The organism is Pedobacter nyackensis, from assembly GCF_032678475.1.
GTDB classification, from domain to species: Bacteria; Bacteroidota; Bacteroidia; order Sphingobacteriales; family Sphingobacteriaceae; genus Pedobacter; species Pedobacter nyackensis_A.
The window spans coordinates 1,140,503-1,161,404 of sequence record NZ_JAVTSF010000001.1 but is presented as its reverse complement, the minus strand read 5'-3'; the positions used below and the strand labels follow the sequence as shown (position 1 = coordinate 1,161,404).

At 37.0% G+C, this 20,902-nt stretch carries 19 protein-coding genes; 12 read left to right on the top strand and 7 right to left on the bottom strand.

Annotated elements, in window-relative coordinates:
* Window positions 1-66: 66 nt before the first annotated feature.
* From mce to R2Q84_RS04615, 8 genes are all read left to right on the top strand, one after another.
* Window positions 67-468 (top strand): methylmalonyl-CoA epimerase, encoded by a 402-nt coding sequence (mce, locus tag R2Q84_RS04650; RefSeq protein ID WP_316815361.1) that lies wholly within the window; start codon window positions 67-69, stop codon window positions 466-468.
* 2 nt (window positions 469-470) lie between these two features.
* Window positions 471-758 (top strand): hypothetical protein, encoded by a 288-nt coding sequence (locus R2Q84_RS04645; protein ID WP_316815360.1) that lies wholly within the window; start codon window positions 471-473, stop codon window positions 756-758.
* A gap of 87 nt (window positions 759-845) precedes the next feature.
* The gene (locus R2Q84_RS04640) at window positions 846-1,094 is read left to right on the top strand and encodes a type B 50S ribosomal protein L31 (protein ID WP_099437417.1); all 249 of its coding nucleotides are present in this window, start codon (window positions 846-848) and stop codon (window positions 1,092-1,094) included.
* Between the two features lie 70 nt (window positions 1,095-1,164).
* Window positions 1,165-2,340: a putative sugar nucleotidyl transferase gene (locus R2Q84_RS04635; RefSeq protein ID WP_316815359.1), complete on the top strand. Its 1,176-nt coding sequence runs from the start codon at window positions 1,165-1,167 to the stop codon at window positions 2,338-2,340.
* 57 nt (window positions 2,341-2,397) lie between these two features.
* Window positions 2,398-3,159 carry a triose-phosphate isomerase gene (gene tpiA / locus R2Q84_RS04630; protein ID WP_316815358.1) on the top strand — a complete coding sequence of 254 codons (762 nt, stop codon included), beginning with the start codon at window positions 2,398-2,400 and terminating at the stop codon, window positions 3,157-3,159.
* Window positions 3,159-3,998: a 50S ribosomal protein L11 methyltransferase gene (gene prmA / locus R2Q84_RS04625; protein ID WP_316815357.1), complete on the top strand. Its 840-nt coding sequence runs from the start codon at window positions 3,159-3,161 to the stop codon at window positions 3,996-3,998. The genes tpiA and prmA overlap by 1 nt, the downstream gene beginning before the upstream one ends.
* Before the next feature lie 15 nt (window positions 3,999-4,013).
* On the top strand, window positions 4,014-5,381 hold the full coding sequence (locus tag R2Q84_RS04620; RefSeq protein WP_316815356.1) for a UDP-N-acetylmuramate--L-alanine ligase: 1,368 nt from the start codon (window positions 4,014-4,016) through the stop codon (window positions 5,379-5,381).
* Window positions 5,382-5,410: 29 nt separating this feature from the next.
* On the top strand, window positions 5,411-5,740 hold the full coding sequence (locus R2Q84_RS04615; protein ID WP_316815355.1) for a helix-turn-helix transcriptional regulator: 330 nt from the start codon (window positions 5,411-5,413) through the stop codon (window positions 5,738-5,740).
* A 2-nt stretch (window positions 5,741-5,742) separates the two neighbouring features.
* Here the strand turns inward: R2Q84_RS04615 and R2Q84_RS04610 are convergent, their stop codons facing one another.
* From R2Q84_RS04610 to R2Q84_RS04595, 4 genes are all read right to left on the bottom strand, one after another.
* The gene (locus R2Q84_RS04610; RefSeq protein WP_316815354.1) at window positions 5,743-6,861 is read right to left on the bottom strand and encodes a GNAT family N-acetyltransferase; all 1,119 of its coding nucleotides are present in this window, start codon (window positions 6,859-6,861) and stop codon (window positions 5,743-5,745) included.
* 71 nt (window positions 6,862-6,932) lie between these two features.
* The gene (locus tag R2Q84_RS04605; RefSeq protein ID WP_015807401.1) at window positions 6,933-7,118 is read right to left on the bottom strand and encodes a hypothetical protein; all 186 of its coding nucleotides are present in this window, start codon (window positions 7,116-7,118) and stop codon (window positions 6,933-6,935) included.
* Between the two features lie 471 nt (window positions 7,119-7,589).
* Window positions 7,590-10,514 carry a two-component regulator propeller domain-containing protein gene (locus tag R2Q84_RS04600; protein WP_316815353.1) on the bottom strand — a complete coding sequence of 975 codons (2,925 nt, stop codon included), beginning with the start codon at window positions 10,512-10,514 and terminating at the stop codon, window positions 7,590-7,592.
* Between the two features lie 16 nt (window positions 10,515-10,530).
* A complete protein-coding gene (locus R2Q84_RS04595) occupies window positions 10,531-11,310 on the bottom strand; it encodes a LytTR family DNA-binding domain-containing protein (protein WP_316815352.1) in 780 nt (259 codons plus the stop codon).
* A 210-nt stretch (window positions 11,311-11,520) separates the two neighbouring features.
* Here R2Q84_RS04595 and R2Q84_RS04590 point away from each other — a divergent pair, with 210 nt between their 5' ends.
* Entirely contained in the window at window positions 11,521-12,249 is a 729-nt protein-coding gene (locus R2Q84_RS04590; protein ID WP_316815351.1) for a ferritin-like domain-containing protein, read from the top strand.
* Between the two features lie 17 nt (window positions 12,250-12,266).
* Complete coding sequence (locus R2Q84_RS04585) at window positions 12,267-13,118, top strand: ferritin-like domain-containing protein (RefSeq protein WP_316815350.1); 852 nt, start codon at window positions 12,267-12,269, stop codon at window positions 13,116-13,118.
* Between the two features lie 93 nt (window positions 13,119-13,211).
* Here the strand turns inward: R2Q84_RS04585 and mqnC are convergent, their stop codons facing one another.
* Window positions 13,212-14,336: a cyclic dehypoxanthinyl futalosine synthase gene (mqnC, locus tag R2Q84_RS04580; RefSeq protein ID WP_316815349.1), complete on the bottom strand. Its 1,125-nt coding sequence runs from the start codon at window positions 14,334-14,336 to the stop codon at window positions 13,212-13,214.
* Between the two features lie 112 nt (window positions 14,337-14,448).
* Here mqnC and R2Q84_RS04575 point away from each other — a divergent pair, with 112 nt between their 5' ends.
* Complete coding sequence (locus R2Q84_RS04575; protein ID WP_316815348.1) at window positions 14,449-15,693, top strand: pitrilysin family protein; 1,245 nt, start codon at window positions 14,449-14,451, stop codon at window positions 15,691-15,693.
* Window positions 15,686-16,960, top strand: coding sequence for a pitrilysin family protein (locus R2Q84_RS04570; protein ID WP_316815347.1), 1,275 nt, complete (start codon window positions 15,686-15,688; stop codon window positions 16,958-16,960). Before R2Q84_RS04575 ends, R2Q84_RS04570 begins: the two co-directional genes overlap by 8 nt.
* An 11-nt stretch (window positions 16,961-16,971) precedes the next feature.
* Here R2Q84_RS04570 and R2Q84_RS04565 read toward each other — a convergent pair whose 3' ends face one another.
* Together R2Q84_RS04565 and R2Q84_RS04560 are read right to left on the bottom strand one after the other, a co-directional pair.
* Window positions 16,972-18,870: a DUF3857 domain-containing protein gene (locus tag R2Q84_RS04565; protein WP_316815346.1), complete on the bottom strand. Its 1,899-nt coding sequence runs from the start codon at window positions 18,868-18,870 to the stop codon at window positions 16,972-16,974.
* A complete protein-coding gene (locus tag R2Q84_RS04560; RefSeq protein ID WP_316815345.1) occupies window positions 18,870-20,873 on the bottom strand; it encodes a DUF3857 domain-containing protein in 2,004 nt (667 codons plus the stop codon). Before R2Q84_RS04560 ends, R2Q84_RS04565 begins: the two co-directional genes overlap by 1 nt.
* Window positions 20,874-20,902 lie beyond the last annotated feature (29 nt).

The following is a 20,902-nucleotide window of genomic DNA, read 5'->3' as shown; positions in this document are numbered from 1 at the left end:
AAATAATACCTATGACGGTATAGGTAAAACATGCATTTTTACATTTTTTTAACGTTTGTGTTAGATATGAATAAAATAGAACATATAGGTATTGCAGTTAAGGATATGGATATTTCCTGTAATCTTTATGAGAAACTGTTGGGAACAGCCTGCTATAAAAAGGAGGAGGTGGCTTCTGAGGGGGTTAATACTGCCTTTTTTAAAACAGGAGAAAACAAAATAGAATTGCTGACGGCAAGTACGGCGGATAGTCCGATTGCTAAATTTTTGGAAAAGAAGGGGGAGGGGATACATCATATCGCGTTTGATGTAGAAGATATTCTTGCAGAAATGGAACGTTTAAAATCTGAAGGTTTCGTATTGCTAAATGAAATGCCTAAGCGGGGTGCTGATAATAAACTAGTTTGTTTTGTGCATCCAAAAGGAACCAATGGTGTTTTAATAGAGTTATGTCAGGAGATTAAATAGAAATGGAAGATTTTAAATCACTCAGCCGTATTGTAAGTACGGATTTTGAAGTAGATGATATTTTATCAGAAGAGGCGTTGCGTGCGCGTTTGATTGAGGCTTTTGCCTATTTATTAGACAACAACATTTCTAAAATGATGAATATTCTTTATCGTACAGATGTGAACGAGGAAAAACTCAAAGCACTTTTGATCAGTAATTCAAATTTGCCTTCTGCAGAAGTTATAGCAGATGCATATATCAGCAGGCAGAAGGAAAAAGTTGAGACCAGAAAAAAGTATAGCAGATAATTTTTCAACACATACTTGTTATTGAAAAATAAAATGTTGATATTTGCATCCTTAAAAATAAGCGACAAATAAGTATATAATAATATTATGAAAAAAGATCTGCATCCATCAAACTATAGATTTGTAGTGTTTAAAGATATGTCAAACGAGTATTCTTTTTTAACTAAATCTTGTGTAGATACTAAAGAAACTATCCAATGGGAAGATGGCAACGAGTATCCTTTATATAAATTAGAGATCTCACACACTTCTCACCCTTTCTATACTGGTAAAATGAAATTGGTTGATACTGCTGGTCGTATCGATAAATTTAAAACACGTTACGCTAAAAAGTAATTATACAGAAATAAGAAATTATTTAAGTCCCGATGCTATTGCTTCGGGACTTTTTTTATTTTTGTAGCTTATGATAATCAATTTATTTGATGATATGGCCTGGCTGTCGTTACGACCGCTATCTTTTACAAGGCCAGTTGCAGATTTTCGCATAGGAATTCTGACGATTGCAGAAAAATGGCAAAAGTATTTGAATGCAGATTACGGTTTTGTCACACAAACTTATTTGTCTGTTAAATACTCTTCAGCTGAAAATGCAGAATGGTATATAAACGGTTCCGTTTGTCCGGACGAGCGGTTAACTGAAGCTGTAGCTGAACTTAAATCCGGAGAAGTCCTGACAAAAGATGGGCTCCATATCGCCAGCAGACTAGGCTTGGGTGAAACTTTTCATAGTGATTTATATAAACGGTTTGATGTAAAGGAGTATACTCATGATTTGGTGAGGATATCGGTGCCGGAAGATATTTTTAGAAATAATGATATAGAGCTGAGAAAGGATTTTGCTTTGCTTACTAAAGGAAGAACTTCGGTAACCTTAAGCGGAACAAATACTTTTTTGGGTGAAGAGATTTTTGCTGAAGAAGGTGCGCAGGCAGAATGTTCTACTTTCAATAGTTTAGGTGGCCCGATTTATATCGGGCGGAATTCACAGGTATGGGAAGGTTGTCATATACGTGGTTCATTTGTCTTGTGTAACAATTCACAAGTGAAAATGGGCACGAAGATTTATGGACAAACCACGATTGGCCCATTTAGCCGTGTTGGTGGTGAAATCAATAACGCTGTAATCTGGGGGTATTCTTCTAAGGGCCATGAGGGGTATTTGGGGAATTCTGTATTGGGACAATGGTGTAATATTGGTGCTGACACCAATAATTCTAACCTCAAAAATAATTATGCTGATGTAAAGTTGTGGGATTATGAAACAGAAAGCTTTCGGGAAACAGGATTGCAGTTTTGTGGATTGATTATGGCTGATCATGCTAAGTGTGGTATCAATACCATGTTTAATACCGGTACTATAGTCGGTGTTAGTGCAAATGTTTTTGGTTCAGGCTTCCCTCGTAACTTTATCCCTGATTTTGCCTGGGGAGGATCCAGTGGATTTGATGTGTATAAGCTGGATAAAATGTTTGAAACTTCTGAAAAGGTTTATGAACGCAGAAATATAGCATTTGATCAAACGGAAAAGGATATATTAGCAGTTATTTTCGAGGAGACTAATAAATACAGACGTTTTTAAGTGTGTAGCCTCAACAAAATCAATTTTTAAATAAAACCTACTAAATAACAATATACAATGAGAAAAAAAATAGTTGCAGGAAACTGGAAAATGAATCTGGATTATGCTGGAGGCATATCTTTATTTTCGGAAATCGTTAATATGGTAAGAGATGAGAAAAAAGGCGATCAGATCGCAATCATTTGCGCCCCATATATTCATTTAAACAGTCTGGCTAAATTAGGTGGAGATGTTGTTAAAATAGGTGCGCAGAACTGTCACCAAAATGATAGCGGTGCTTATACCGGAGAAATTTCTGCAGGAATGGTTAAATCTGTTGGTTGCGAATATGTAATCATTGGTCACTCTGAGAGACGTCAGTATTTTGCAGAAAGCAATGAACTACTTGCAGAGAAAACAGTTAAAGTACTGGCAAACGGACTTACTCCTATTTTTTGTATAGGTGAAACGCTTGAAGAAAGAAACAACGGAACTTATTTTGACGTGCTTAAAACTCAGTTGGAACAAGGTGTTTTTGGTCTGAGTGCAGATGATTTTGCAAAAATTGTTATTGCTTACGAGCCGGTTTGGGCAATTGGAACAGGACTTACCGCTACATCTGATCAGGCACAGGAAGTACATGCTTACATTAGAAAAGAAATTGCGGCTAAATATAGCAGTGAAGTTGCTGATGAAACTACTATTTTATACGGTGGTAGCTGTAATCCTAAAAATGCAGCAGAGCTTTTTGCTCAGACAGATATAGATGGTGGTTTGATTGGTGGGGCATCTCTAAAATCAAGAGATTTTGTTGATATCGTTAAAACGTTTAATTCTTAATGAAATATATACAGGTAACTTTCAGTTTTAAGACGATTGAAGAGTATCAGCAGGATCTATTGATTGCTGAGCTCGGAGATATAGGTTTTAATACTTTTGAAGAGGCAGAAGGTGGTTTTCTGGCATTTATTGATGTAAACACATATAGTGAAGATCAGTTAAAAAATGTACTGAAACAGTTTGAGGGAGAATTCGAATGTAGTTATGTGATTTCGGAGATCGAAGGTAAGAACTGGAACGAAGAGTGGGAAAAGAATTTTGAACCCTTGATCATAAATGATCAGTGTTATGTGCGGGCTACCTTTCACGAGGCGCAGCCTGCATATCGGTACGAAATTGTGATAGATCCTAAGATGGCTTTTGGTACAGGACATCATCAAACTACAACAATGATGATGCAGTATATTCTGGAAACCGATGTTAAGGATAAGGAAATTCTTGATATGGGCTGCGGGACGGCCATACTGGCAATTCTTGCCGCAAAAAAAGGTGCGTCAAAGCTTATTGCTATAGATTATGATGAGGTCTGTTATCAGAGTTCAGTAGAAAATGCAGCCTTAAATGGAGTAGAGAACCTGGAAGCTATTTGTGGTGGAAAGGAAGTTATTCCGTCAGTTGAGTTCGACATTATTCTGGCTAATATTAACAGGAACATTCTTTTAGACCAAATTCCTACTTATGCAAAAGTTCTAAAAGATGGGGGAAGTATTTTCTTCAGTGGATTTTATGAGTCACCTGATCTGGAGATGATCAAAGCGGCCTGTGTACCATTCGGAATTGAATATATTAATCACAAAAAAAACGGTGAGTGGGTGGCGGCTTACTTTAAAAAGAATTAAAAGTACATATATCAAATGCGTATACATTTTATAGCTATAGGTGGTAGTGCTATGCACAACCTGGCAATTGCCTTGCACAAAAAGGGGTATAGGGTGACCGGCTCAGACGATGCGATTTTTGAGCCGTCGAGTAGCAGATTGGCCAGACATGGTCTTTTGCCTGAGGAGATGGGATGGGATGAGGCAAATATTACCGCCGACCTGGATGCTGTGATTTTGGGGATGCATGCATTAACAGATAATCCTGAGCTACTGAAAGCGCAGGAACTTGGGGTTAAAATATATTCTTATCCTGAATATATCTATGAACAAACTAAAGATAAGTTAAGGGTTGTCATTGGTGGAAGTCATGGTAAAACAACTATAACTTCGATGATATTGCATGTACTTAACTTTTATGAGCGTGATTTTGATTATTTAGTGGGGGCCCAGCTTGCTGGATTCGATACGATGGTTAAAATCACCAATGAAGCGCCACTGATCGTTATTGAAGGAGATGAATACCTGGCTTCGCCTATTGATAGAAGACCTAAGTTTCATTTATATAAAGCAAATCTTGCGGTCATAAGTGGTATTGCATGGGATCATATCAACGTGTTTAAAACTTATGCAGATTATACCAGGCAGTTTGAATTGTTTATAGATACCATTGAACCGGGCGGAAAATTAATTTACTGTAGTGCTGATAAAGATCTTGAGGCTATTGTAAAAAATAGCAAGGCGGATATAGAGAAGATAGCTTATGCAATACCTGCACACGTAGTGAAGGATGGTATAACTTATTTACTACCTGATGAGACACCGTTGAAAGTATTTGGTGATCATAACCTTATGAACCTCAATGCTGCCAAATCAATTTGTGCAGAATTAGGGATCGACAGTAAACAATTTGATGCTGCCATTGGTTCTTTTACCGGAGCAGCAAAACGACTGGAACTTTTGTTGAGTGAAGCAGAGACAAACGTTTATAAAGACTTTGCTCATTCGCCGTCTAAATTAAAGGCTACAATTGAAGCTGTAAAAGCACAGTTTCCCAATAGGAAATTAGTTGCGTGTATAGAGTTACATACATTTAGTAGTCTAAATAAAGATTTTTTGGTTCAATATGCGGACACCATGTCGGCTGCTGATATAGCAATTGTATATATTGATAAAAAAACTTTTCAGCATAAAAAACTGGATCCTTTTACGAAAATAGATGTTCAAACAGCATTTAATTGCCCTGGATTGCTCTTTTTTGATAATTCAGAGCTGTTAAAAGAATATCTGCTTAAAGTAAATTTTTATCGTTCGAACTTACTTCTAATGAGTTCGGGTAATTTTGGAGGAGTTGATCTCGTTAAATTGGCACGTGAGTTGAATATAGTAGAGCAAGGAATATAATTACAAGATTACACACCTAAATTTAAAATATGAATATCATTGGAAAAAACATTAGACAACTGCGCCAAAAAAATGGCTGGAGCCAGGGAGAAGTGGCTAAGCGTCTAAATATTTCAATCCCTGCGTTCTCAAAAATCGAAACTGGTATTACAGATATAAACATTTCAAGGCTTGCACAGATTGCAAACCTTTTTGAAGTTTCAACAATGGATATTATCTCTAAAGAGGGCGAGAACCCTCAATCACTTAATTTTGAAGAAATCAATAATCTGAAAGAAAAGCTTGCTCAAAGAGAGGAAGAGATTATCAAACTTCAGAAGAAGGTTATTGATCTTTACGAAGAAATCAGAGAGAAATAGAATTAAAATACTTTTCGCATAGTCAGGTGTCGCTTTCCAAAAGTGGCACCTGTTGCTTGATGAATCGAGAGCATTTTATCATTGAAATCTCCTACCCAGGAAAGTTCCAGCTCATCATATTGATCCATTGGCAGAACATACTCTTTAAGTTTAATGAACAGTGCCGATTCGAGCCCGTGTTTTTGATAGGCTGATTTGGTTCCCATTACTATAGCACGCATACGGTTTACGCCTGCCCATCTTCTGTATACGAATTTTAATTTTTCTATCAGTCCGAGTTTTCCGTTAAATCCTTTAATCATTTGGTTGGCATCAGGGATGATCACTACAAATGAGGCCGGTTCTCCATTGACGTATGCGAACCAGATGAGTTTCTCGTCCATAATAGTCTGCATTTTTTCAAAGCTTTCTTCCAGTGTTTCCTTTTTAATCGGAACGAAGTTCTCAAAATTCTTCCATGCGTCATTGTAAATCTCCATCAGATCGGCAACATATTTCGCCGCATTTTTTTTGGAAAAATGTTCAAATGTATAACCGGGTTTGTTTGCGACCCAGTTGGCTATTTTAGTGAAACGTTCCGGAAAAGGATTTCTAACAGCCAAATGGTTGGTGATTTGCTCATAAGCTGTTTTAAAGCCATAGTCTGTGAAAAATGAGTGATAGTATGGGTGATGGTAATTCATGCCATAAGAAGGAGGTGTAAAGCCTTCAACAAGTAAGCCCCAGAAAGAATCATTTTCTCCGAAATTGATAGGCCCATCCATTGCTTTCATCCCATTTTCCTGAAGCCAGGATTTTGCGGTATCAAAAAGTAAAAATGCAGCCTCTTTATTATTTATACATTCAAAAAAGCCCATGCCACCAGTAGGCTGTTCGTATTGATATGCTTTTTTATCGTTGATAAAGGCGGCAACCCGACCGATACAATTTCCATTGTTGTCCTGAAGTATCCATCTTATACATTTTCCATGTTGGAAAAACGGGTTTTTATCTATGTCAAATATTTGTTCAATATCCTGATCGAGCGGACAGATCCAATTTTTATCATCTTTATATATAAAACGGGCAGTGGCTAAAAAATCTTTCCTGGAACGCTTTCCGGATACTGTGGTTATTTGCATTTTTCCTGATGGAATTTAAAATAAAAAGCATCCTTCTCAGGATGCTTTATTAATCATTATTTTTTTAATTGTTAATAGTCGTCATCGTCATCATCCGAAAAACTATCAAAGGAGTCCAGATCATCTAATGGCATGTCGAGGTCGTCATCATCATCATCGTATGATTTCTTTTTGCTTGTTCCTTCATACGAATCATCCAGGTCATTCTCTGGATCTTCTGCTTGGCTTTTGTTGATTGGTTTTTTTGGAGTTTTCATTACAAAAAATATAATTCCGTAAGGTTTTTATTTGATAAGTTAAATTTACTAAAAATCTTCTTAAATCAAAAGAACGATGTTTTTTTTAAATTTTTAGCTGTTCAAAAGTAAGACAAAAAGAAAAATCACAAAGAATTTTTTACAAAATAATCTTACAAATCTTTTTTTATTGAAGTGTTTTGGAGATGAGATGGGGAGTAGAGGGTTAAAAGTGCTGGGGTATGTGGATCTGGTATTGAAGATACTTAAAAAAAAAATGGTAAAGCTATGAACTTTACCATTTTTTAACACACAAATGAAACCTGAATTGAGATATAGTTTTAGGTTAGGTAAAAATATCTTTGATCAATCCTATAAGAACGCTTTTTACAAACTTCTGTTTGTTTTAATATCTATAACAAGTTTAATGCTAATTTCACAATGATTATTTTAAACTTAGTAAGTGGTATGAATAATTGAGTAAACGGTAAATTAGTGGATTAAAGGTACCAATATCGACACATAAGTGCCCGAAATTCCATTTTGTTTAATTTCTATTTGTATCGGATTTGGTTCAACCTGGTTTAGCAAGTTAATACGTTCTTTAGTGAGACTCATACCTTTACTTACATGTTGTCCCTTTTTGTTTTTCAGAGAGTTATTTATTCCCACACCGTCGTCAACAATCTCAATTAATAAGTGCTTGTCGCCCTTAAGGTTTATATGTATGCTTAGCTGGCCGCCATCTTCCTTAGGCATTAAACCGTGCCATATAGCATTTTCAATATAAGGTTGAAGGATCATCGATGGTATCATCGTTTCTTCTTTGTCAATTGCCGGGTCTACTTGTATTCTGTATTTGAATTTTTCACCAAATCTTTTCTTTTCCAGACTAAGGTACAATTCAAGATACTCGAGTTCTTCATCCAGGCCGATAAAACTTTTGGTACAGATTTCCAGGTTTTTCCTAATTAGTTTGGCAAAGCCGGTTAATATTTTATTTGCTGAATTGGTATCTTTTGTATTGATATAATGCTGGATGGAGTTCATTACGTTAAAAACAAAATGGGGGTTCATCATGGCTTGTAAGGCACGTTGTTCTAGCATTAAAATTTTATTCTTTAACAGCAATTGCTGCTGTTCTTTGTTTTTCTGGATTTTAGTAATGATTACAGCGGCTTTATAGAAGGCGAAGCCTGCTAAAAGAAAGATACCTGCTAAAAACCAACCTGTTTGCCAAAAATGCCGTTTCAGGGAGAAATTAACCCTGGCTGGCGTACTCCAGTTATTGGAATGGGATTTTGCACTGATTTCAAATGTATAATCGCCAGGTTCGAGCGAAGAAAATTCAAGCCTTCTGTTTTTAGTTTCTGTCCAGTTTGCCTCTGTTTTTAGACGATAGCGATAGGTTATACTTTTATGTTGGAAATCAATAGCACTGTAGGTAAACGTAATGTTGTTGTTGGAAGGCGCAAGTGTATGCATCGCATAGTTAAGGCCCAGTTTAGTTTTATTACTTATAATGGACGAAATCAGTACTCTCGGGGCTTCATGAACACTGCTTGTTCTGTGGTAAGAAAAATAAACAAGGCCATTATTCGTTGCGAAATAGGCATAGCGGTTGTCAATATACAAACCGTTCACATCATCGACCAACAGCGCATTGGTGTATTCAAAAGACTCAACTGCAAATTGTTTATCATTCAAATCAATTCGGTTAATCCCATTATTGGTAACGATCCATAGGTAATTGTTTTTTACAAATAACTTTTTGCAAATATTGTCAGCGAGTCCATCTTTTTGTGTTATTACTCTTGTTACCTTTTTGTTTTTAAAGAAAACAATTCCATACCCATCAGTAGCCAGTACAATTGTTCCGTCATTTAGTTCCTGGATATCATTGATCCTTTTGGTGAGCAGTACATGATCGTCAGCGTAATTATACAATATGCCATTTGAAAATTTGGAAAGTCCATTGATATTTGAAAACCATAAGTTTTGCTGTTTATCATAAAAGACACTATACGCTCTGTTGTTGAAGAAATCTACTCCCTGTTTAAAAAACCTGGATGTAAACTGAAGCGTATTCATCCGATCAGGTAAAATGAACACACCTGAAGAGAGTGCCACTGCCAGCGTATTGTTTTTAGATATGCTAAAGCTTTTAATGACAAACATACTGTTGTTTGTTTCTTTCAAATAGCTGATAGCTCTTTTGCTGTCACTATGGTTTATCCTCCCCAAACCATAATCAGAACTAAAATATATAGCCTGATGCGTAGTGTCATATACCATTTGCTTAATGGCATTGTATCTTTTTTTATCTGGTAACTGGATTTTATTTAGTTCGTAATTATTTAGGCTAAGGATGTTGATATGACCTTCATCCATACCAAGCCATAAATTATTGTGGTCATCTTTAACCAGGCTTTTTACGATGTCAGTACTTAATCCGTTTGCTTTATTGACAATATACAGGCGTTCGTCTTTTTGAGGTAACATGTAAATGCCGCTACTAGTGGTAAACCACATGTTATTTTTTGAATCTTTGATCACCTGACTGGAAGGAACGTTCTTTAGATAATTTGTTGTTTTTCCGGAAGGCTCAACGCAATATACACCGTTACTATTGCTCAGCCATAGATCATCATTTTTGTCCAGATAAAAGTAGCCTGGATCACTGGTCAGTAAAGTAGTATCAATTTTTAGGAGCAGATGCTGGTTAAAACCTTCTCTGATGTTGAGCCCGCTTCTGTCCAGATAACCGAGTTTTTTATCAGGCAGGTTAATAATGGTTTTATAAGATAGAGGAAGTGTGCCATGAGAAGCTATAATGAAGGTGTTGTTCTTGAAAATACGAATACATTGGTTGCTAAACGCCCATATCATTCCCGACTTATCTTCATGTATAAAAGTACTCGTATAAGGGTGTACGGGATCTGCAGAAACGTATTTCATCACTGTTTTTCCATCCCACATCACCAATACATTTTTATTGGTTCCAAACCAGATTCTACCTTTACTATCTTCAAGAAAGGAGACTACTACGGCGTTAAATTTTAACAGTTTGAGTAGCTTGTCATTGTTCTCATTGTATATTTTTCCGTTAAAGAAATAGCTGAGTTGTCCGTTTAAAGCTAAGAACCATATTTTGCCACTCTTATCTTCTTTTAACTGTAAAATCTGATTGTCTGGCAGTCCGTCATCAATGGAAAAGTTTTCAAACACTTTACCGTCAAACCGGCTTACACCGGCATCAGTTGCCACCCATAAATAACCTTTAGTGTCTTGTAAAGTATAATAACAGTTGTTGCTTGGTAATCCATTTTTTGTACTAAAGTGCTGCAGGTGTGTAGTTTGTGGGTAAGCGAAAAAACTACATGCCAGCAGTATAATTACCGTTGTTAAAAGCTTCACAGCCAGATATGTTTGTTTATTTGTCAATATCAAAGCTTGTATAGGATTTAATTTTGTCGGCAAAATCACTGGCACGTCTTCTCGATACGGCAATTTTATCTCCATTCTTTAGAATAACTTCCAACCCGTTTTTCGAATTGTATTCTTTAACGTAATTAAGGTTAATGATGCTTGATTTATGTATTCTTACGAACTGGTTATCAGGTAGAATCTCTTCATATTCTTTCAATACTTTGGAAACTGTGATTTTATCTTTGTTTTGCAGATAAAAAACAGAATAATTGCTGTCAGCTTCAATATGAATGATATCATCAATGTTAATCAAACTATATCCTTGTCCGTTTGGTAAGCTGATTTTTCTAATTTCATTTCGTTCAGAAAGATTCAGGGCCAGGTTTTGCAGGCTTTCTTTACGGCCGTTTTCATTTTTATTTAGTGTGATGTACTTTTCGGCTTTGTCTACTGCTGCTTTTAATTCGTCTATGTCAATTGGTTTCAATAGATAATCAAGGGCATTGGCTTTAATTGCTTTTAAAGCGTACTGATCATAAGCCGTTGTAAAAATAACATGAGCTTTGCCGGCCTGGGCATAAGGTATCAGCTCAAAGCCATTTTCTCCCGGCATCGCAATGTCAAGAAAAATTAAATCAATAGTATTGCTTGTAAGCAAACCACGTGCTTCTGCAACGGATTTTGCGATGCCGGCAATATGTATGCTTTCGCAATTTTCCTGTAAAAGAAAGTATAATGAAGAACGTGCGAATTCTTCATCGTCAACAATAATAGTATTTAACACGGTTTTTATTTAATAGGCTCAATTTATCAAAAAAAAAGTAAATCCGGGTTTTCTCACAAAATATAATCCGTATGTCAAAAACTGCATGCCTTTTTCTTTCGTAATTAAAAGGGAAGCGTTTCATTGGATCCCTGAACGTCCTATACAAATGCATTGAAATGTCGAAGAAATAAGAAAACCAAGTACCTGAAAAACTTAAAACTTAAAACTATGAAAAATTTACAAGAACAAGAAAGATGCGATACGCTGGAGGAAGAGCGTAGCATATTTAATGCACGTTTGCAGCGTCGTTCTTTTTTGCAATATGCAGGTGCTGGAGCAGCTGGGATTGCATTAATTGCCGCGGGGTGTAAAAAAGACCGTCATAATGAACCTATGATGTCTGGCGTTACTTTAGATTTTAAAGATGATTTTGGTGTATTGAACTATGCGTATGCTTTAGAGCAGCTGGAAGCCGCATTTTACATTCAGGTGGCCTCTAATCCACCATCTACGTTTAGTGCTGCCGAAAAGGCTTATTTCCAGGATATTCAGTTTCATGAAATTGCCCACCGTGAGTTTTTTAAAAAGGCATTGGGGCCGGCAGCGATTGGCGGACTTGAAGTTAATTTTTCAAGCATCAACTTTACCGATCGAACCAGTGTTTTAAATGCCGCGAAAGCATTTGAAGATTTAGGTGTTGCAGCATACAATGGGGCTGGTGTTCGTTTAAAAAGCGATACTTATTTAACGCTGGCCGGAAAGATTGTTTCAGTTGAAGCACGTCATGCCGCTTATATCAGGGATTTAATTTCAAATGGAAGTTTTGCCGATCTGGCGAGTATGAATGCGCTGGGGGCCAAAGATTCCCTGGGACTGGATGGTGCTTTAATGCCTGATAAAGTACTGGCAATTGCCGGTGCTTATGTTAAAACAAAAATTAATGTTATCAATCTTTAATCTTAAAACCACAAATCATGAATATCGTAAATATATTGGAGGAAATTGAAAAGGTTGATGGAGAGATCTATGAGCGTTTAAACCCTAGAAGGGCTGCTATGAAAGATTTTTTTAGCATGGGTAAAAAAATATCTTTAGCGGCATTACCGCTGGCGCTGGGTTCAGTATTTCAAAAAGCTTATGGCCAAAGTACACCAAGTGCGGTGACAGATGTACTGAATTTTGCACTGGCACTTGAATATCTGGAGTATCATTTTTATAATCATGCATTGGTAGCAGCGCCAACTTTAGTACCTGCAGGTGCACCAAAAGGAGCTATTACTACGATTCGCGACCATGAGTTGGCTCATGTAAACTTATTAAAAGGAGCTTTAGGAGGTTCAGCGAGAGCTGAAATTACTTATGCTATGACTGACTTCACAGCTGGTGGAACTTTTCCATTGGTTTATTCAGATTACGTAACTTTCTTAAAAGTTGCTTTGGGATTTGAAGATACGGGAGTAAGGGCTTATAAAGGCCAGGCAACTGTTTTAAAAGGAAATGCGGTGTTGACAACAGCATTGCAGATCCATTCTGTAGAGGCACGTCATGCTTCGCACATTCGTCAAATGCTGGCTGCAAATGGTGCTACAGGTTTAAAACCATGGATTAGTTTAGGATCGGGAGGTATTGCCAATGATACTGGTGTGGGGGCAGTAGATCCTGTTTATGCCGGTGAAAGTACTGATGCACAGGCGGGTATTACCATTACAGGTATTGCGACTGGTGTAACTAAAGCAGCAGCAGTGGAATCTTTCGATGAACCATTGTCAAAAGCTGAAGTAGTAATTATTGCCAATTTGTTCCTTAGACCGGGGTTCAAATTGTAACAGTTGTTTGTTTAAAATTATAAGGATTGTTTGTTTAGTTTTAGGGAAGGTAGTTTCATGTTGCCTTCCCTTTTTTATGCCTTATTGGTTTTACTAATAGTTGATGATCTGCTCTTCCAAATGATCAGGCAGATCTCTGTAGTTGTACTGTTGTCCTCTAAGCTGAGGCTCAAAACCAGCTTCTCTAATCGCGTCTTGTATACCCTTTGCGGTAAAACGGTGTGGTGCACCAGCTGCGGATACTACATTTTCTTCTATCATGATGGAACCAAAGTCGTTGGCACCTGCATGAAGACAAAGTTCTGCAACATTTTTACCTACGGTAAGCCATGAAGCCTGTATATTTTTAATGTTGGGCAGCATAATTCTACTTAATGCGAGCATACGGATGTATTCATCTCCGGAAACATTATTACTTATACCTCTTAAACGTTTCAGTAAAGTACCATCATCCTGGAAAGGCCATGGAATAAATGCCAGAAATCCTTTTGCATCTGCCGGCTTCTCACTTTGCACTTCTCTGATCCACACCAGGTGTTCAAAACGTTCTTCAATAGTCTCTACGTGGCCAAACATCATTGTCGCAGAAGTAGTCATATGTAACTGATGTGCAGCCCTCATTACATCCAGCCATTCCTGGCCTCCGCATTTGCCCTTAGATATTAGTCTTCTTACCCTATCGTTTAATATTTCGGCACCGGCACCTGGTAATGAATCCATTCCAGCAGCTTTTAAGGCCGATAAAACTTCGGTATGGGAAAGACCTTCTAATTTGGCAACATGTGCAATTTCGGGTGGACCTAAAGCATGCAGCTTTAAATCAGGATATAACTCCTTAAGTTGTTTAAATAAGTCGGCATAGAACTTTAACCCCAGGTCGGGATGGTGTCCGCCTTGTAAAAGTAACTGATCGCCGCCTAGTCTAAACGTCTCTTCTATTTTTTGTTTATAAGTCTCAATGTCTGTGATATAGCTTTCGTCATGCCCTGGTCTTCTAAAAAAGTTGCAGAATTTGCAGTTGGCAATACATACATTGGTGGTATTTACGTTCCGGTCAATCTGCCAGGTAACTTTACCACTGGGTACTTGTTTTTTTCTCAGTTCATTGGCTACATAAGCCAGTTCAGCAGTTGCTGCATGATGATATAAAAAAACGCCCTCTTCTTTAGTTAAAAAGTCGAAATGCAAGGCCCTGTGTAATAATTCGGCAGTATTCATAGGACAAATATACCATAAGTTGTTTTTATCAATATAATTTGTTTGTCTTAATTAAATATCATCTGCTTTCGACTCCCCATTATTCCTATATTTGGCGCAATTATTTTTAATTATGGTAGATTTTAATCGTTTTACATTAGCCAATGGTTTACGTGTACTGGTACACGAAGATGATACAACGCCCATGGCGGTGTTAAACATTTTATATGATGTTGGTGCCAGAGATGAGGAGGAGGGGAAAACCGGCTTCGCACATTTGTTTGAGCACCTGATGTTTGGTGGATCTGTAAATATTCCAAGTTATGATGAGCCCCTGCAAAGAGTAGGTGGTGAGAACAATGCTTTTACCAGCAACGATATCACGAATTATTACATCACTTTACCTGCAGTAAATCTGGAAACAGCATTTTGGCTGGAGAGTGATCGGATGTTGAGTCTTGCCTTTTCTGAAAAGAGCCTGGAAACACAAAGGAATGTAGTGTGTGAAGAGTTTAAACAGCGTTATCTCAATCAGCCTTATGGCGATGTATGGTTAAAGTTAAGACCACTTGCCTATACTACACATCCTTATCGCTGGGCAACAATCGGACAGGATTTAAAGCAAATAGAAGATGCTAAGATGGAAGATGTAAAAGCATTTTTCCAAAAGCATTACAACCCGCAAAATGCCATTATGGTAGTAGGAGGGAATGTTAAAACCGAGGATATAAAAGCATTGGCCGAGAAATGGTTTGCGCCGATTCCTGCCGGAGAAAAATATGTAAGAAATTTACCTAAGGAACCTGTTCAAACAGCAGAACGTAGAGAAACAGTCATGGCTGACGTCCCTTTAAATGCCATTTATATGGCCTTTAAAATGCCTGCGAGAATGGACTCTGAATATCAGGCTTACGACTTAATGTCGGATGTACTGTCGCAGGGACAGTCTTCACGTTTGTACAATAGTCTGTTAAAAGAACAGCAGTTGTTTAGTGATATTCATGCCTACATAACAAGTAGTATAGACGAAGGGTTATTTATTGTTGAAGGTAAATTGGTTGAAGGTGTAAGTCTGGAACAGGCTGAAGCGGCAATCTGGGTAGAATTAAACAAGCTTGTTCAGGAACCTGTTACGGATGTCGAAATTACAAAGGTGAAAAACAAATCAGAATCTATTATGGTATTTGCTGAGATGAGCCTTTTAGATAAAGCAATGAATCTTGCTTACTATGAGTTATTAGGTGATGCTGCCGGATTGAATACAGAGATCAACAAGTATCTTGCGGTAACCCCGTCAAATATACAACAGGCAGCAAAAGCAACTTTTACGAAAGAACAATGTTCAGTTTTACAATATTTAACTACCCAAAATGCTTAACCGTACACTAGCCCCTGAATCAAAATTGGTTGATGAAATTAGTTTCATAGAACCTTTAAAACAAGTGCTGGATAATGGTATACCTGTTTTTACCATTAATGCTGGTAAACAAGAACTTGTTCGTATAGAATTTATATTTGAAAATGTAAACTGGAATGCCTCAAAACCTTTGGATGCTATTGCTGTAAGTCATTTAATTAATAATGGTACCAGTACACTTAGTGCAAAGGAAATTGCCGATAAGGTAGATTACTACGGTGCCTTTTTGCAAACGGAATATGGTGCAGACCAAACCTGTATTAAGCTCTATACTTTAAATAAACACCTGAATTCAGTGTTGCCAATTCTACGGTCTATTTTAAATGACAGTGTGTTTCCGGAACAGGAATTGGCAATTTTTATACAGAACCAAAAACAATCGTTGCAAGTAAGCTTGCAAAAGAACGATTTCCTGGCAAGGAAACATTTTGCCAATGCACTTTTTGGGGATACGCCTTATGGTTCTAATATTCAGCCTTCTCACTATGAAACGATAAAAAGAACAGATTTACTTGACTATTTTAAAGCTGCATATAAAGCTGAGAATTGTACCATTTTTGTGGCCGGTAAGTTTGAAGAACCAGAGTTTAATATTCTAAACAACATTATTGGTAAGGGCTGGGACAATAACGAACCTGCTGGGATAAATAAATTTGAATTTACTGCGGTTCATAAAGGAGAAATTTTAGTAGAACGACCTGATGCCATTCAGTCGGCTATAAGAATGGGTAGCCTGTCGATTACCAGAAGCCATCCTGATTTTCCTGGATTTCAGGTGTTGAACTGCCTGCTGGGGGGGTATTTTGGTTCCAGGTTGATGGCGAATATCCGTGAAGACAAAGGCTATACCTACGGTATTGGCTCAGCGGTAGCTTCCTTAAAAGATGCAGGTTACTTCTTTATTGCTACAGAAGTAGGGGCTGAAGTTTGTAGCAGTGCACTTACAGAAATAGAAAAAGAGATCAGTATTCTTAAGGATGAATTGGTGCAGGACGGAGAATTAGCTTTAGTAAGAAACTACATGTTAGGAGCTATGTTAGGTAGCCTTGAAAATGCTTTCTCTCATGCTGATAAATTCAAAAACGTTTATTTCTCCGGACTGGATTACAGTTACTATGAGAATTACATTAAGACGGTTAAAACAATTACTGCTACTGATCTAAAAGATCTGGCAAACAAATATCTGAATACAGACAACTTTACTAAAGTTGTTGTAGGTAAAAAATAATGTTATCCTGGCTAATTTATTTTAGCCAGGACACTTTTTTGCTTATCAGCCTGATAAATCTTTTTATAGAAGGCTACGAAATCATTATACTTTTCTGGTGGATACTGCTTGTTAACCATAGTCTTTGTACGGGTATATACAAGTGTATTATCTTTAGCCGTAACTTTTGCAGTATATGTGCCAAATTCAGATTCAATGACAATGTCTTTAGGAACAAACTCTACTTTATACCCCTTAGGTATGGTATAAGTAATCTCATCCTCATCATTAAAACCATATTCAACGCCGAAAAATGTTTTACGCGCTTCTATTGGTGTTATGCTATTCTCCTGTCGGTTCAGCAGGTTTAAAGTCAGAAACAATTTGTCTCCACCTTTTGTCAGTAGTTGTGTACATTTCAGGTTTATCTTTTCATTTAAAACCGGAACATCCTTGTCAGGCTGTACATAGTTTAATTCTGTAATTTGCATATTTGGTATGCTCAGGTTATTCATTACCCGTTTTCTTTTTTCGGAGGGTTCTATGAATAACATTCCTACGTTGTCTTCGTACTGCGAATTTCCATATTGTGTTTCAATCCCAATATTTGCTGACCCTTCTTCATCCAGATCAACTTTCGCCTTTCTCTTTTGAAAATTGCTGTTTGGAGAATACGCCGGTGTTTGTACCAGCTTGCCACCTTCTTCGGTAATCAGTAGCACTGTTCTATCAGAATTGTTATTGCCAATAAAACCAGCCGGTTTAGACTGACTCGTGCATTCCAACCAGAGTGTGTCTTTTTCCATAGGTACACAAAGTATCATATGGTTTGCCTGGTTCATGCTGGCAAAATTCTTTTTTAAAGATGGTATACCACTGCCAATAACTACCAGATTGGACTTAATTCCAGCCTCCAGCAATAATGCTTTCATGTAATTAGACAAGCCCTTACAGTCGCTATAATTAACAGCAGAGACCTTTTCTGAAGTTATAGGTTTAAAACCACCTATTCCTAATTGTACGCCTACATACCTGGTGTTCGATTGCAGGTAGTTATACAGTGTTTTAATCTTTTCTTTTGGTGTTTTCGCATCTTTAATCAGGCTTTGAACCTTGGCTTTTGTTGCTTCAGGAAGTACCTGCCCACCATTACTTAATGTAAATAGCCAGGAACCCAGGTTTTTCCAGTTTTCAATATTTGCTTTGGAGTTGTCATATTCAAATTGATTGGGAGCAAGATTTACCCATGGCATTACATTTCTTAAACCTATGCTCATTTGTTCAAATTCCATGGCCGGGACGTTTGAACAAGTCCATTTGTAATGTGTTTTGTCTTTAATCTTTATTGAATCTGTTTTTAGACCTTTACTTTTTAAATACTTAAAAGTCATTGCTTCAGGTATTTTAAAAGTGTAATTGGAGTTTTCTATAGCGTGGCTCCAGGTACTTGCTGGATACCAGGTGGGGTAGCTTAATATGCCCTTAAAATCGACAGTATAGCTAAATTCTATTGTATATGGAAAACTAGTGTGTAAAAATTCAAGGTATTTAACCCTGGTGTCCTGATACAATGTACCTTCGGAAACTGCACTTCTATCTTTAAAATCACTGCTTTTATAGTCTTTTATTTTATTCCCATTGCCGTCATATAGTGCAGCCCTTAAGCCAGAGATACTTGAAAAATTATCATAATATTCCTTCATGTTTGAAGCATCTTCACCATTTTTATTTAAAATAGTCATGGCAGTTTTGTAAGTCATAACCGCATTTCCAGGGTCTTTAACTTCGTATACCATTTCTTCATTTCTAATCACAACAGCTGCATTAGTTTTCAATTCAGCAGGTATCTTATTTACATCATAAACTCCTTGTGCGTTTAACTTTGCAAAAGCAAAGAATACAATTGCAAAAAATACGGTTCTTTTCATCATTAGCCCTTTTTAAATACGATTTGTTCAGCCTGTTTTCTTACAATATTTTTGAACAGTTCTTTTAAATGATGATATTCTTCAGGTGTAAAATAGGCTTTTTTAATAGAAATTTTGCTGTTAATCATCAGCTTTCCCTCTTCTGCAGCAAAGATAAAAGTGAAAGCAGCAGCATCCTCTGGTAGGGTTATTTTCTCATTTTTTGGTGCTTTATCTAATTTGTATTCTTTTGGGAAATCTATAGTGATACGGAAATTCTCTTCACTCGGAAAACCGAAATCAACGGGGAATTTTCTTTCCTCTAATTTAAACGGGTTTTCTTTGGTCCTTTCAAAAAGCAAGGGAGCAAAGTAGATCAGATCACCAGCTTCTTCTATGTTGTCCTCAAGCATTACATCCATGCTTTCTACTAAAGATTCACCAACATTATCAAGATGTTCAATTTTGTAATTGCTGATGCCAAGTCCGGCTTTTCCCGACTTATATTCTTTAAGGAAATCAGTTTCATTTGTCGCGGAGCGATATTGGTCTCTTCGGTGTAGGGCCTCGTAATTTGTAGAGGATAAATACAACTTACCACTAAACTGGTTTTCCTTATTTAAAGTCAGCATTAGATTGATGTTTTTTCTGCTCATTTTACTTTCCTCAAGAGAAATCCATTCCGCATTTTCATCGTTCAGGCTTAATTTTAGACCCTGGTGATTAAGGTTTTGGTAGGCAATTAAATTAAGACTATGATCTTTGTCTGTTGCATCCAAAAGTATGGTTTTGTCGCCAACCTCTGCTTGTACAATCACGTTGTTGAAATCTGTGATCATCGGTAAACCTGGGTGACTGCCATTTTCCCGTGTGCTCAGTAAAACCGGAGAAGCGGTAATATTTGCCTCCATTAAGAGGGTTAATAAACAAAGATTAATATCCGCGGAACTTCCTGTTTTCTTTTCGAAAATTGTTTTTGGATTAGTTTCAGAAGTATATTTTCTATGTTCATCATTCCATTTGATGTTGTTTTTAACATAATCAAAAATCATCATCACAACGGTATCAGGTTTAGTTTCTCCTTTCACAATATCTTTTAATATCGTTTTGCTATAGCTTCTCTTGTTCAAAAATAGTCCGAAGTTTTCATCTTCTTTTAACTGCTTAACGACTTTTGGCCATGAGGTATTAAACTCTCTGTAAACTTGTCCGGGTACAGTGATTGAACTGAGCTCGAAACCGATCTTACTGATGTAGTCGTCCATTGTAGTAACGAAATTCTCTTTTTTAAGTCCGGGGACGTTTTCAGCCAGGTAGTGCATTTTTGCAGATGTTGCGGTTAGTGTTTGTCCATTTAACAAAAATGTATCATTCACAGTTTCCTGTTTGGGGTTTAAGAATACATAACCACTTGCGCTGGGTTTGTACTTGTAATATTCCGGGATGGTAACGGTAAATTCGGAATATAGGGTAGGGATGGACCTTTGGAAATACCATGGACCAAGGGTATAAATAAAATCAGAGCTTATTCTGTATTTATATTCTACAATTGAACCTTCTTTTACATTGGGTAAAGCAAATTTTTTAAGAGTAAAGTTCTTATCCTGTTTCTCCGAAAATTTAGCGTCTTTGCTGAGTTTACTGACTACAATTTTACCACCTTCCAGGTTATAGGTAGCGGCTTCCATATTATCTAATTTGGATTCGCCGTTGTTTTGCTTATAGAACTGAAGTTCCATATTGGCATAGTCGTAACCTCCTTTATTGATGATTTTATAACGGGTATGCCGTTCAAAAACATAGACGAAATCCCCTGTTTTTGAACTCAGTTCAAAATAGCCTCTGCCAACGTCAAACAAGGTAACAGCTGAAGCTGCCGAATCTGTGCCTTGTACTTTGGTGTCAAATTCGGCTATATCAACTTTACCGTATTTGAAAGATTTAGATTTAGAAATAGCTTTCTCCTGCGCATAAGAGAAGATGCTGAATAGTAAAAAGCCTGCTAAGAGGAATTTTTTCTTGTTCATGATTGCGATAATTTTTATACAATTATAAC